The following is a 12,430-nucleotide window of genomic DNA, read 5'->3' on the forward strand; positions in this document are numbered from 1 at the left end:
CATTACTTTGACCCATCTTTTCGCCCTGTCCGCAGCGGCCACCGATATTATGAGCATTTCGCTTCGTTCCCGCCTGTCCGCCGCGCGGCTGACGTATATCGACAGCCTGCACGGCGTCTCCCGTCAGCAGAGCTTCACCGCTTCCCTGCTGCTGGACGAGGCGGTGCGCCGCTGTTTCCCGTCCGTGCCGCGCCCGCTCGACATTGCCGCGAACGAGAACGGCAAGCCGTATCTGACCGCCGCGCCGGATGTCCATTTCAGCCTGTCGCATTCCGCCGCATGGGCGGTCTGTGCGGTGAGCGACCACCCGGTCGGCGTAGACATTCAGCAGTGCCGCTCCTTCAAGCCCAATATTGCCGACCGCTTCTTCCACCCCGATGAGGTGCAGTACCTGTCCTCGCTCTCGCCTGCCGAGCGCGAAAACGCGTTTTACACACTGTGGGCGCTCAAGGAAAGCTACGTCAAGGCTGACGGCCGCGGTCTGCGGCTGCTGCGGCAGTTCTGCGTAGATATCGCCTGTCAGCCGCCGGCAATCACCGTCGGCGCACCCTGCTCCCTCTTTGTGCCGGATTTTCCCGATCCCGCCTACAAGCTCGGCGTATGCGTGCAGGAAGAACACTCCGAAGCACCTGCTCTCACTGTTTTACAGCATCTATCCACCCCATAAAACGCAAAAAGAACCGATACCATAAGGTATCGGTTCTTTCTGTTTATTCAGACTCTTTCGCCTTGCGAACCGCTGTTGCCAGCTGATCCGAGCAGCTTGTGCCGCGTCCGCTGCACGAAATGCCCTTGAAGTAGCCTTCAATCTGCTCCACGGTCATGCCCTCGACCACGCGGCTGATCGCCTGCAGGTTGCCGTTGCAGCCGCCCTTGAAGGATACGTTGTGCACGGTATCGCCGTCCAGATCAAACGAGATGTTCATCGGACATACGCCGTGCGGCTTGTAGTCAAAATGCTGCATGTCTTTCCTTGTCCTCCCTAACTTATCAGAGCAGGGTGCGGATATGCGCCGCTGCCTGCTCAAATGTGCTTACCTCGGTATAGGACAGCTCACCGACCGGTTTCGGTTTGTCCGTCCAGTTGAGCCACACGCCGTCAATGCCGACGTCAAGCGCGCCCTGAATATCGTGCGTGAAGTTGTCGCCGACCATGACGGTCTCCTCCGGCAGACAGCGGCATTTGTGCATCGCCAGCCAGAAGATCGCCGAACCCGGCTTATCCACACCGGCTTCCTCACTCGTAACAAGGCAGTCCACCTTGTCGGCAATGCCGAGGTACTCCAGCTTTTCCATCTGGATATCCGCCAGCATGTTGGTGCAGATGGCCACCTTAACGCCCGCCGCACGCAGCTCATCCAAAAACTCATCCACGCCCGGGCGCAAGGTCATCTTAGCGAACACCGCATTCCAGTACACGCGGAATGCCTCGCGCGAATAGCGAACGGCGTTCAGGCCCATGCGCTCGAGTGCGCCCTGCGCAAACAGCACACGGTCATGCGTGGGCGGCATGGCAGGCTGCTGCCGTGCCAGACGCTTGCGGTTGACGCGGAATGCGTCCGCGAACCCCTTGCCTTTGTCTCCAAACGTGCTGATGGCCCACTCCTCCAGCTTTTCGTAGGCGTAGGCGTCCCCGGCCTGAAAGCTGGTGTATAACGTGTCATCCAGATCGAAAAAAACTGCTTTTAATCCCATAAAATCCTCACAAAAGTTTTTCGTTATAGACTGCGCGGCTGCCGCCTACAAACTTCGGACGGCGGCGTGCGCACAGCAGAACGGCTTCGCCGATCTTCTTGGTCTCAATGCGCAGCGGTACGACCACCGGCTTGATGTGCATGCCGATCAGCGTTCCGCCGATGTCCATGCCCGCAGAGGCGCTCTGCTTGAGCGACTCAACCGCCACCGGATCATCAAAGCGCTTGTACGCGGTCGTGCCGAACGAACCGCCTGCCTTGGGCTGCGGAACGACGTTGACCTCCTCCAGACCGAACTGCTCTGCCACAGCACGCTCCACGATCAGCGCACGATTGAGGTGCTCGCAGCACTGTGCCGCCAGCTCCACGCCGTGCTCATGCAGTACGCTGTGAATGCCCTCGAATACCGCTTCGGCTACCTCTACACTGGAATGCGTGCCGATCTTCTCGCCCAGGATCTCACTTGACGAGCAGCCGACCACAAACAGGTCGCCGATCTTCAGCTTGGCTGCCTCGCAAACCTGCTCTGCCGCCTTCGCACTTTGTTCTCTGATTTCAGAAAGCTCCATTTTTCATGCCTCCTTTTTATTTATATAGTATAACACAAGTTTGAGAACTTGTTAAGACCCCAGAGCATAGCATGACAATGGAGAATGCAATCATTATAGCTTTGTTATATTGCAAGGCGGGGTGCCCGGCAATATTTCATTTCATTCATTTTCTATTCTCCATTCTCAATTTTCAATTTACAGGGTGATCTTATGAACAAAAATCCACAGACCAAGGAGAGTATTCCTGCCGGTCTGCTTTCGCTTGCGATGGCCTTTGTGCCGACGCAGGAATTTGATACGCCGTATGATCCGGTGCTGGCGTTCTCGCGCGGCACGATCTTTCCGGCACTCGACAAGCCGTTTCTCGGAGAGGAGGCCGTGCCGCAATGACCGACAAGGAGAAGCTGCTCGGGCGCGTGCGCATGTACGATTTCGCGCTCGTCGAGGTGATCGAGTACCTCGACGGCCATCCGGACAACGCTGCCGCGCTCAAATACTACAACGAAATGCGCACGGCGTTTGACAAGGCCGCCGCTGAGTACGAGGATGCATTCGGTCCGCTGACCGCCCGCGAGGTGGATACCTGCAGCGGACATTGGACGTGGATCGACGATCCGTGGCCGTGGGAAGGAGCTGAGGACTGATGTGGTCATACGATAAACGATTGCAGTTTCCGGTAAAGATCAAGAATCCGAATCCGCAGACCGCCAAAATTGTTATCTCTCAGCTTGGCGGCCCGGACGGCGAGCTGGGTGCGTCCATGCGCTACCTCAACCAGCGGTATGCCATGCCGTATAAGGAATGCAAGGGCATTTTGACGGACATCGGCACGGAAGAACTTGCCCACATGGAGATGATCTCCGCCATCGTGTACCAGCTGACGCGCAATCTCACGCCCGAGCAGATCAAGGAGGGCGGCTTTGACGCCTACTTTGTCGATCACACGACCGGCATTTACCCGCAGTCGGCCTCCGGTGTGCCGTGGAGCGCCGCAACGTTCCAGTCCAAAGGCGACCCGATCACTGATCTGTTTGAGGATATGGCAGCGGAAGCTACACCTTTACAAGAACAATCCTTTAGGCTTTTCGCACCATTTTAGTGTATATATCGCCGCATTTCTGTATATTATCATACGCGGTATACTCATTGAACGATAATTGATCAAAAATTCCAATGAATCTCTATGGGAACCGTTTTCGTGCCCTTTGCGCGCCGACCGACAGTCACATAGTCAATCAGCGTATCGACCATCTCACGATTCAGGTGCTCAATGTTCATGTACTTCTCGACCAGCGCACGGCGGTTATCTCCGATAGCGATTCGCTCCTCAAGTTCTCGCATCTGCTTTTCGCCATCCTCGATCACATGCTCCAGCCGATCACGCTCTCCGGCAAAATCTTTCGACATAGCAAGATAGTCCTGCTCTGTCAGCAGTCCCTTTACCTTGTCGAGGTACAGATTGCGAATGCCTGTTGTATATTCCTCCTGCTTCTGACGATAGGTGTTGATCTCCTTTTGCAGGCATTTCTTCTGTTTCTGCAAATCCTTGCAGAACGCTACGCTCTCGGCCGCTTCATCCTTATCGAGAAATTCCTGCGCCATCCGGTTCAGCTCTTCCAGTACAGCTTCCTCCAAATGGCTGACCGCAATAAACGCACCGGGACAGGCTTCCACAGAGATATGCCGATTCGGACATTGCAGATAGTGCCGGTCCTGCGTCTTGGAGGACCGAAGCGTATAGCCGCAATATGCGCACCGTGCTTTGCGTGCGAAAATACCAATTTTTCCATCACTGAACGGTCTGCTGCGCTCTGCTCGCCGCCGACATACCTTGTTCCACAGTTCCTGGTCAATAATCGGCTCGTGCGTACCACGCACAACATACCACTGATCTTTCGGACGCGGCTTACACTGCTTGGTTTTATACGACACACTGCCATACTTGCCCTGCACCATATTGCCGATGTAAATTTCATTTTCCAGCATATCCGCAATCGCAAAGTATTTCCACAAGGTGCTGTTTTTGCTCACCGCCTGCTTGTAGCGTAAGCCATGCTGTCGTTTGTACTCGGTGGGATTGGGAATCCCGCGTGTGTTCAAAATACGGGCGATCGAAGTTTTCCCATATCCCTGTGCAAATAGATTGAACACCTCACGGACTACTGCTGCCGCTTCTTCGTCTATCAGCAAATGCCCTTTGCGGTCAGGGTCTTTGCGGTAGCCGTATAGTGCAAACGCACCGATATGCAAACCGTTGACACGGCGGTTGGTCAGTACGCTGCGAATGTTATCCGACATATCTTCCAGATACCATTCGTTTACAAGACCGTTGATCTGACGTGATTTCTTGTTGCCCTTATTGTCCGTATCCGCATTGTCTACAATGCTGACAAAACGGATACCCCAGATGGGAAACAGACCGTGGATATACTTTTCCACCAGTTCCAATTCACGGGTAAAACGTGACTGTGTTTTGCAGAGGATAATATCGAACTTGTGCTGTTCTGCGTCTTTCAGCAGCCGCTTAAACTGCGGCCGCCGCCTGTCTGCACCAGTATAATCATCATCACTGTAAATCTGATAAACTTCCCACCCCTGTTCTTCTGCATACTGCACCAGCATTGCTTTCTGATTCTGAATGCTGCCCGAATCATCGGTCGCACATAGCTTGTTTTTATCTTCCTCGGATAAACGGCAATAAATTGCTGCTTTTTTCATGTTCTATCCCTCATTCAGATAAGAACAAGCTGTTTCCTACTTTTATTGTAACGCATAACTGCACTTTTGTCATTGCCTTTTCTCCGTAATTTTCGTTTCTGTCCGTTCGATACGATTGATCATCTCTACCCATTTCTCTGTAAATCGTTTCCGGTCGCAGGTTTCCCCTCCATTCTGAAAAACGTGTGTGCAAACCGCTTTGATCTGCTGTTTTGCCATACGGCTTCACCCTTCCTTTCAGAATAGCCTATGTTGCTCTCTGCTAATGTAAAACCCGCCTGCTGCAAAACAGGCGGGTTTTCTCATTCTACTCTCAAATCCAGTATTCGTTGCGGTCACTGTCCATGATGAAATCGTGTTCGTGCGAAACCTCGGTCACGACGGACGAGGGCGCATCCGCCCATGTACGGAGATTGCCGCTGTAATCGGAAACATCCGGCGAGGTGTCGCGTCCGGTAATCTGGCAGATTGCCTTTGCGAACGTCAGACGGGATACATCACCGCTCAGGCCAATGTTTGCCTTTGTCGCATACGCCACCAGTGAATTAAGCTGACCAGATGTAGCCCAGATACGCAGATAACCGTTCTTCGAGATCGTATAGTTGATCTCGTAATCGTCACCCTCGTCCATGCGAGCGGTATCAAATGCGGACGCAGGCAGAACGCCGATGGAAACGAAATACTTTGCTTCTTCCGGAATATCGTACTTGTATTTCGGAACGGTAGCCGTGCCGCGCGGCAGCCAAGTGTTGCCGCCGTTAGCAATCAGACGATATACAACCGTGCAGGCTTCCTGCAGGGATACGCGATCATTCGGCCGCCACAGGCCGTCCGCGTAGCCACCGAACAGCTGATAGTGAATATCCGTCAGCTCCGGTGTACCAGACGAAACGACTTCAATCTCCGGCGAGCGGCCCGAAGCGAAACCATTGGCACCCGTGGCCGCGGCAAGATTCGTGTACGTCTTGCCGCCAGCGTCGGTCTTAAACTCAACCGTAATTTTCACTACACGTTTTTCATGCGGACCAATGTCACCGAGTTCCAGCGTGAACACTTTGTTCTGGAAACTCCATTTGCCGTTCAGAACACCGTCCACATAGACGTTGTTCTTCAAAACCGGCGTTACCAGCGTAGTATCCAGCGTGTCTTTGAGAATAACCCGTTTCCACGTCTGGTTAGAATCGTTGCCAACCGTGATGGTAAAAGTGGCACGTTTGCAGTCTGCCGAAACGCCAGAACCCACATTCACCACAGTTTTATCCACCTCTTTGGTGACATAAAACGCGGTGGTGTCGTCCGGCTGTTCTGTCGTGTCAGGAATCGTTACACCCTTATCCGTTGCAGTGCCGTGACCGTTATCGCCGTCAAGTGAAGCCGTATTGGTAATCGTTGTTCCAGCCGCATTTTCAAGCACCTGCACGTCAAAAGTGATTTCAGCCGATTCACCCGGTTCAAGATCACCTACGAGTACAGACAGCGCATTGCCGCTCAAATGATACAGCGCGAACTCATTGTTGAGATACACGCCGCCTACCAGCTTAACGCCAGTCGGGAGCGTATCGGTCATTACGACATTCTTCCATGCGGCAGTTGCCTTATTGCCGTTCTTGGCGGTAACGGTGTAGGTGAAAGTATCGCCTACATTGGCAGTGGTGACGCTGGCAGTCTTGTTGACGATCGGAGCCGCTTCGCCCTCGTCAATCTGAACGCCGCCGTCCGGCATGGGCGTTTCCTTGCCGTTATCATCGAGGATAGCGGTATTGACAATGAACTTGCCCTGCGAACCATCATCTACGGTTACATCGAAGCTAAGAACGGTCTGTGCGCCTGCTGCGATAGCATCCGGCGTGAAGGTGATCGTCTTAGTGTCGGCGTTGTAGGAGTAGTTTACCGTTGCAGAACCATTCTCCTGCACGTTTCCTGCAAAACTTACGCCGTCAGGCAAAACGTCAATCACTTTCATGTTCTCCCAATCAGCGGTAGCTGCTGCACCGTTTTCCAGGCGGATAGAATAGGTAATCGTATCACCAACTGCTGCGGTGGTCTTGTTTGCGGTCTTGCTGCTCGCATGACCATCTGCCGTACCATCTTCAATATCCACACCGTTATCCGTACCGCTCTTGTCCGGCGTATTGCTGCCGCTGACGAGGGCGGTATTTTCAATGTGCATACCGTAAGCATCGCTGTTCACAGTTACATCAAAGCGGATAGCCTTGGTCTGGTTCGGCGCGATCTCACCGAGCGATACGGTCAGGGTCTTGCCGGTATTGTCGTACTGATATTCTGCGGAGTAGCCGTCTACGGTTACATTGCCGCGGAAGGTCAGTCCGTCCGGAATGGTATCGGTCATAACCGCGTCGCGGATATTCACATCTGCACCAGTCGCATTCGCTGCGTTTACGGTGTAGGTGATCGTATCGCCAACCTTAGCAATGGTTTTGTCTGCGGACTTGGAAACAGTCAGCAGCACGTCACCGTCTGCGATTGCTACACCATCGTCCTTGTCCTGCACCGGGTCTGCATTATCAGAGGTCAGCGTTGCAAGGTTCTGGATGATGGTGTTGTACGCGGATTCGTTCACCGTTGCGGTAAAGCCGATGATCTGCTTTGCATCCGGCTCAATCGTGACGATCTGGACGGTCAGCAGGCGGGTGTTTTCATCGTAGGTGTAATCGTTGGTGTTCTTGCCGTTCAGCGTGACAGAACCGTATTCAAAGGTCAGTCCAGCCGGAAGAACATCGGTGATAACGCCGTTCTCAACCGGAACAGTTGCGGTATCATCATTCTTTACGGTCAGCGTGTACGCAATCTTATCGCCCACGCGGGCAGAGGACTTGTTTGCAGTCTTGTCGATCTGTGGCTTTGCCTTGCCGTCACCAACGGTTACGCCATTGTCCTTGCCGCTGGTGTCCGGCGTGTTGTCGGACTTCATCACAGCGGTGTTGTAGATAGTCTTGCCGTATGCGGCGGTGTTGACCACTGCAACGAAAGTTACCGTTGCGCTTTCTTCCACGCCGAGATCACCGACCTTGACGGTCAGAACGCGGGATGCTTCATCATAGCTGTAATCGTTGGTCAGCTTGCCGTTGAGCGTGACAGAACCGTACTGAATATCCAGTCCGTTCGGAATGGTATCGGTCAGCACAGCGCCCTTGATTGTCACGCTTGCGAACTCGCCGTTTGCCAGCTTGATGGTGTAAGTCACTTTATCGCCAACATTGGCAGCGGACTTGTCCGCAGTCTTGGTAACTTCCGGCTTGGTCTTGCCGTCACCAATCTCAACGCCCTTGTCCTTGTCCTCGGTGTCCTTGATGTTATCGCCGGAGAGGACAGCGGTGTTGTGTACGGTCTTGCCGTAAGCCGACTTGCCCACGGTCACAGCGAAAGTTACGGTGCGGGCAGCGTTCGGCTTCAGATTGCCGATCACAACAGACAGCTTGCGGCTGGCGTTGTCATAGCTGTACGGATAGGACTTGCCATCCACCTGCACGCTGCCGTCTACGAAGTCAAATTCAGCCGGAATGGTATCTGCCATTTTAGCGTTTTCGATTTCGTAAACAGCACCGTCACCGTTGCCAACCTTGACGGTGTAGGTGATCTTGTCACCGACATTCGCGGTTTCTTTATCCGCAGTCTTGGTCACATACGGCGCGGTATCGCCCTTTTTGACATACACGCCATCGTCCTTGTCCTCGTAAATGTTGGTTTTCTTGCCGTCCGCAGCGGTCACATAACCGTTCGTACCCTTGGCAACAGCGGTGTTGTAGATCGTCTGATTGTACATATCACCGTTGATTTTTGCCTTGAAAGTGGCAATCACGGTCTTGCCAGCGGCAATATCACCGAGGCCCACGGTCAGAGTGCCGTTCTTTGCAGTGTGGGTAGCCGCTACATTGTTCACATACACGCTACCCTCAACGAAAGTCAGACTGGACGGAATGTTGTCAGTCAAAACAACGCTTTTCCATGCGGAACTTGCCTTTTTATCGTTTGACAGCTTGATCGTGTAAGTGATCTCATCGCCTACCTTAGCGTCCTTGACGCTTGCCGTCTTTTCGATGGACGGGAGCGCATCACCGGTGCTGTACTTATAAGTAATCGTGCGAATATAGCCGCGATACTCATACGCCGGAATGGATTTCGGCGCGGTTTCTGCCTTGCCCGCCGTAGTGACAGACTTTGCGATCTCCTTGCCGCTCATGTCCACGAATTTCTCGACAATGATATTGTACTTGCCATCGTTGTACTTCGCGTCATGCCATTCTTCGGCGGTATGGGATACCGTTGCTTCCATAAGGTTTGTGTAGCCCCAGAACGATTCTGCAAGATCGTTGTACGGATTTCGCACTTTCAGTGCTTTCAGCTTTTCGCGGGTAACAGTGCGGTTAATCATGCTGTTCACCAGCGTTACGGTTTCGGTTCGGGTAATCTCCTTGTCGGGACGGAAAGTGCCGTCGGGATAGCCCTGAATCCATCCTGCTTCGCTCGCAGCGTTGATATAGCTGTATGCCCAGTGACCTTTCTCTACATCGGAAAAAACCTTGCCGCTGGTGTATTTGAGGTTCTGGAAACGAGCCGCCAGCGCGGCGAACTCCGCACGACTGATGGGCGCGTTCGGTGCAAAGCTGTCCTTGGACTTACCTTCCAGCAGACCGATATTGTACAGCGTTTCGACCGGCTCATAGAACCAGTTCTTTGCGCTTACATCCTTGAAGGTGCTGTTTGACATACGGCGCGTGAAGCTGGGATAATCACCGTCATACAGACGGTAGAAGATCATAGCAGCTTCGGCGCGGGTCAGATCACCGTTCGGGTGTACGCCCTTGTCGGGATAACCGATGATATAGGTCAAGTCCTTATGCGAATACACATACTCAACACTTTCGGTATAATCTGCGTAGGTGTAGTTTGTGATCGTCTGCGGGGACTTTTCCTCGTGTGTGACGCTGTATGTCTGCTTTTTGGCAATCTCCTTGCCGTTTTCTGTGTCAAGATATTTTGCCGTCACCGAGGACAGCGTGCTTGCAGACTTCGTGCTGACGGCAAACGAACTTGGGATAATCGTTGCCGCCATCGCCAGCGACAGTCCTGCTGAGGTGATTCGCTTTATGATTGACATTGTTTCACTCCTTCACTCCATTTCTGTTAAGTAATCTGAAATACTCAACTGCCCCGGCAGCACGCCGTCCTGCAGCCACCAGTGCAGCACTTCTTCCCCGCTCTGCCAGACGAGCGATTGCCTGCTGTTCTTTATTCATTGCGTCCCATCAGCTTAAAATAGGCTTTCGGGCGTTTCGGCAGTTCCGTCCAGAAAATACAGCGTCCGTACAGATCGTGAACGAAACTCTCACGGCCTAAGTAAAGCTGTACGTCCATTTTGCCGTTCGGATACAGGCACAGAACCCGATGACCGCGTTCCGGCAGTATCTTATTTGCGTTTTTCCATTCCATAGATAAACCTCTCTGTAAAAGCAAAACCGGAGGAATCCATGCGGTTCTTCCGGTTTGTGATTATTCTGTTGTCTGGATTTTTACACTATCATATATATCATCACCTCGCATTTCTCTGTCAGCCTATTCGTCCTCACCCCCGGCTGCCGGGAAACATCAGGCGGTCAGCAGCGTACCGACCTCACAGGCATTGCACCTATCTCGTTGTCCGATCTCATAGCCTGCGACGCTTTCAACGCTCGGACGGTGACTGATCGGGAGTATCATTATCATCTATGCGGGTCATCGCCTTGTCGGGAGCCGCCCGACAGTTCGCGGCTTTGCGCCGCAGCTCTCCGCACAGAATTTGTACCTGATGTTTGATGTTCAGTTGCCAAGGAGCAGTGAGAGAATATTTATCCCCTCACTGTACCCCCAAGAAAAACGCCTACTGAACACCCTGAAAATCAGAATTTTTCAAAATATTTTTTCAGATACTTCAAAATACGATTTCGGCGCTTAAGCATTGCAGCCTGCGTAATACCCAATTTTTGTGCATATTCTCGGGTCGAATAGCCGTCATAGTACAGCGCTTTAATCAGCTTTTTGTCACTTTCCGGCAGTGATTCAATAACTTTAGGCAACTCATCCAGCATTTTTGCTTCATGTTCTGCTTCTTCCTCAAGCAAGCAATATTCCTCCGCACTCAGTTCTGCGTTTTCCAACGTTTTGATATGTATACCATCCTCAATCGTGCGTTCCAGCGATATTTCGCTCTCTGCGGGAATATCCTCTCCGATATATCTTGCACGCCGGTCCATCTGCGAGTATGTATCAAATATCTCGTCCGAAACCTCTACATCCTGTCCGAACACAGTGATGATGTTTGCAACCACGTTGCCGTCCTTATCTTTAATCCGCTTGTAGTTGCGGTTTTTCTGCCACTTTTTCATTTTCAAGCTCCAATCTCAAAGTTTTTGTTTGAGATTGGAGATTATGGATAGCGGGCAATACAGGCTTGCCAGGAATCTATAAAAGAGCGAAATACTCTGCACTTTTTGATTTTAGGGCAAAAAAATAAAGCCTTTCGCACAGCTATTAAGCTATACAAATGGCTTTGCTTCATAAAACATTTTACAAATCAAAACGCTACTGACAACACCCTTGATTAGGATTGCAGTAGCGTTCTGATCAAATTTTACAGATTTGAATTTTTTACTTCAATATTTGTACATCCGCCCACATATTATCGCTCACGAAGGCATTCTGGAACTTCCGGCTGATACGATTCAAACAGACAAGTAGTGCCCACAGAAGCGGTTGCTGCAACAATTGCCAGTGCAGTAATAATCTGACCACCATGCACAATACACCAGTTGATAAATTTTTTCATAAAGATGCACCCTCCTTTTTACGACTTGCAAAATGTAATTTTATTTTTCCAGCAATCATCGTAGATGATGCTAAAAATCCACTGATAAGATAGTATTCTATATAACTGTTATTGGGCTGAACCCAAAGAAATACTATACATACAACCACATTCGCCAGCAATATCCATATACTTCTATTTCTGCTAATTCTACGACGTTTGTATGTAATCTGTTTATTAGCTGATTCGACCGGAGATAACAGCAAAATCAATATTGTTTCAATCACAATGAAGCAAAGAACTAAAGGAGGCTCAGCAATACATCTCAGAAAAACTGATACCAAGTAAATTCCTGCAAATATTATACAGCAATTCAAATGATTATCCGCATGGTATCCCCCTGCAAACAAGCGCAACGGAATAAATCCCAAAAAGTAAAATAAAATATACCTTTCTTCATGTAGTATAAATGAACACATTACCAAAATTACAATATTTAGAACTGCAGAAACAATCAATTCCAAGCCATACGCACAGATTTCCCATTGCTCATTTGATACAATAATCCGCTTCTTTTGGAGATAGTTACAATAAGAATCGACAAATTTCTTCATAAAAATACTCTATTCTCTCTTATTTACTTTACTATACCTGATACCCACTAT

The 12,430-nt window shown here is 51.1% G+C and carries 13 protein-coding genes and 1 pseudogene; 4 read left to right on the forward strand and 10 right to left on the reverse strand.

Features of this window, described 5'->3' with window-relative positions:
• The first annotated feature begins 7 nt into the window (after positions 1-7).
• A complete protein-coding gene (locus DW088_RS06920) occupies positions 8-667 on the forward strand; it encodes a 4'-phosphopantetheinyl transferase family protein (RefSeq protein ID WP_118360175.1) in 660 nt (219 codons plus the stop codon).
• Positions 668-710: 43 nt separating this feature from the next.
• On the opposite strand, the gene DW088_RS06925 is transcribed toward DW088_RS06920, so the two are convergent.
• Genes DW088_RS06925 through DW088_RS06935 form a run of 3 tightly spaced genes read right to left on the reverse strand, consistent with a single transcriptional unit; the run spans position 711 to position 2,263 of the window.
• Positions 711-965, reverse strand: coding sequence for a TIGR03905 family TSCPD domain-containing protein (locus tag DW088_RS06925; protein ID WP_118360176.1), 255 nt, complete (start codon positions 963-965; stop codon positions 711-713).
• Between the two features lie 25 nt (positions 966-990).
• Entirely contained in the window at positions 991-1,695 is a 705-nt protein-coding gene (locus DW088_RS06930) for an HAD family hydrolase (RefSeq protein ID WP_118360177.1), read from the reverse strand.
• 7 nt (positions 1,696-1,702) lie between these two features.
• Complete coding sequence (locus DW088_RS06935) at positions 1,703-2,263, reverse strand: TIGR01440 family protein (RefSeq protein ID WP_117491574.1); 561 nt, start codon at positions 2,261-2,263, stop codon at positions 1,703-1,705.
• A 192-nt stretch (positions 2,264-2,455) separates the two neighbouring features.
• Between DW088_RS06935 and DW088_RS06940 the strand changes: the two genes are divergently transcribed.
• The 3 genes and pseudogenes from DW088_RS06940 to DW088_RS06950 form a co-directional block, all read left to right on the forward strand.
• The gene (locus DW088_RS06940) at positions 2,456-2,635 is read left to right on the forward strand and encodes a spore coat associated protein CotJA (RefSeq protein WP_118360178.1); all 180 of its coding nucleotides are present in this window, start codon (positions 2,456-2,458) and stop codon (positions 2,633-2,635) included.
• Positions 2,632-2,889 carry a spore coat protein CotJB gene (locus tag DW088_RS06945; protein ID WP_117491587.1) on the forward strand — a complete coding sequence of 86 codons (258 nt, stop codon included), beginning with the start codon at positions 2,632-2,634 and terminating at the stop codon, positions 2,887-2,889. The genes DW088_RS06940 and DW088_RS06945 overlap by 4 nt, the downstream gene beginning before the upstream one ends.
• Positions 2,889-3,296, forward strand: a pseudogene (locus tag DW088_RS06950) (manganese catalase family protein); the annotation flags it as partial. The gene DW088_RS06945 and the pseudogene DW088_RS06950, both read left to right, overlap by 1 nt.
• Positions 3,297-3,406: 110 nt before the next feature.
• Here DW088_RS06950 and DW088_RS06955 read toward each other — a convergent pair.
• From DW088_RS06955 to DW088_RS06985, 7 genes are all read right to left on the reverse strand, one after another.
• Positions 3,407-4,963 carry a recombinase family protein gene (locus DW088_RS06955; RefSeq protein ID WP_118360179.1) on the reverse strand — a complete coding sequence of 519 codons (1,557 nt, stop codon included), beginning with the start codon at positions 4,961-4,963 and terminating at the stop codon, positions 3,407-3,409.
• Positions 4,964-5,032: 69 nt separating this feature from the next.
• Positions 5,033-5,182 (reverse strand): hypothetical protein, encoded by a 150-nt coding sequence (locus DW088_RS16055; protein WP_188885711.1) that lies wholly within the window; start codon positions 5,180-5,182, stop codon positions 5,033-5,035.
• Between the two features lie 94 nt (positions 5,183-5,276).
• Positions 5,277-10,082, reverse strand: a complete 4,806-nt coding sequence (locus DW088_RS06960; protein WP_118360180.1) for an S-layer homology domain-containing protein — start codon at positions 10,080-10,082, stop codon at positions 5,277-5,279.
• Between the two features lie 131 nt (positions 10,083-10,213).
• Positions 10,214-10,414 carry a hypothetical protein gene (locus DW088_RS06965; RefSeq protein WP_110437253.1) on the reverse strand — a complete coding sequence of 67 codons (201 nt, stop codon included), beginning with the start codon at positions 10,412-10,414 and terminating at the stop codon, positions 10,214-10,216.
• Positions 10,415-10,860: 446 nt separating this feature from the next.
• On the reverse strand, positions 10,861-11,346 hold the full coding sequence (locus DW088_RS06975) for a sigma-70 family RNA polymerase sigma factor (protein WP_118360181.1): 486 nt from the start codon (positions 11,344-11,346) through the stop codon (positions 10,861-10,863).
• A gap of 293 nt (positions 11,347-11,639) precedes the next feature.
• Positions 11,640-11,786 carry a cyclic lactone autoinducer peptide gene (locus DW088_RS06980; RefSeq protein ID WP_117491597.1) on the reverse strand — a complete coding sequence of 49 codons (147 nt, stop codon included), beginning with the start codon at positions 11,784-11,786 and terminating at the stop codon, positions 11,640-11,642.
• Complete coding sequence (locus DW088_RS06985; protein ID WP_118360182.1) at positions 11,783-12,379, reverse strand: accessory gene regulator B family protein; 597 nt, start codon at positions 12,377-12,379, stop codon at positions 11,783-11,785. Before DW088_RS06985 ends, DW088_RS06980 begins: the two co-directional genes overlap by 4 nt.
• Positions 12,380-12,430 lie beyond the last annotated feature (51 nt).

This window comes from Butyricicoccus sp. AM05-1 (assembly GCF_003474415.1).
Taxonomy (GTDB): domain Bacteria; phylum Bacillota; class Clostridia; order Oscillospirales; family Butyricicoccaceae; genus Agathobaculum; species Agathobaculum butyriciproducens.

Coding starts and splice junctions, on each gene's coding strand:
- DW088_RS06925 (WP_118360176.1), bottom strand. CDS start 965: ATGCAGCATTTTGACTACAAGCCGCACGGCGTATGTCCGATGAACATC.
- DW088_RS06930 (WP_118360177.1), bottom strand. CDS start 1,695: ATGGGATTAAAAGCAGTTTTTTTCGATCTGGATGACACGTTATACACC.
- DW088_RS06935 (WP_117491574.1), bottom strand. CDS start 2,263: ATGGAGCTTTCTGAAATCAGAGAACAAAGTGCGAAGGCGGCAGAGCAG.
- DW088_RS06940 (WP_118360178.1), top strand. CDS start 2,456: ATGAACAAAAATCCACAGACCAAGGAGAGTATTCCTGCCGGTCTGCTT.
- DW088_RS06945 (WP_117491587.1), top strand. CDS start 2,632: ATGACCGACAAGGAGAAGCTGCTCGGGCGCGTGCGCATGTACGATTTC.
- DW088_RS06955 (WP_118360179.1), bottom strand. CDS start 4,963: ATGAAAAAAGCAGCAATTTATTGCCGTTTATCCGAGGAAGATAAAAAC.
- DW088_RS16055 (WP_188885711.1), bottom strand. CDS start 5,182: ATGGCAAAACAGCAGATCAAAGCGGTTTGCACACACGTTTTTCAGAAT.
- DW088_RS06960 (WP_118360180.1), bottom strand. CDS start 10,082: ATGTCAATCATAAAGCGAATCACCTCAGCAGGACTGTCGCTGGCGATG.
- DW088_RS06965 (WP_110437253.1), bottom strand. CDS start 10,414: ATGGAATGGAAAAACGCAAATAAGATACTGCCGGAACGCGGTCATCGG.
- DW088_RS06975 (WP_118360181.1), bottom strand. CDS start 11,346: ATGAAAAAGTGGCAGAAAAACCGCAACTACAAGCGGATTAAAGATAAG.
- DW088_RS06980 (WP_117491597.1), bottom strand. CDS start 11,786: ATGAAAAAATTTATCAACTGGTGTATTGTGCATGGTGGTCAGATTATT.
- DW088_RS06985 (WP_118360182.1), bottom strand. CDS start 12,379: ATGAAGAAATTTGTCGATTCTTATTGTAACTATCTCCAAAAGAAGCGG.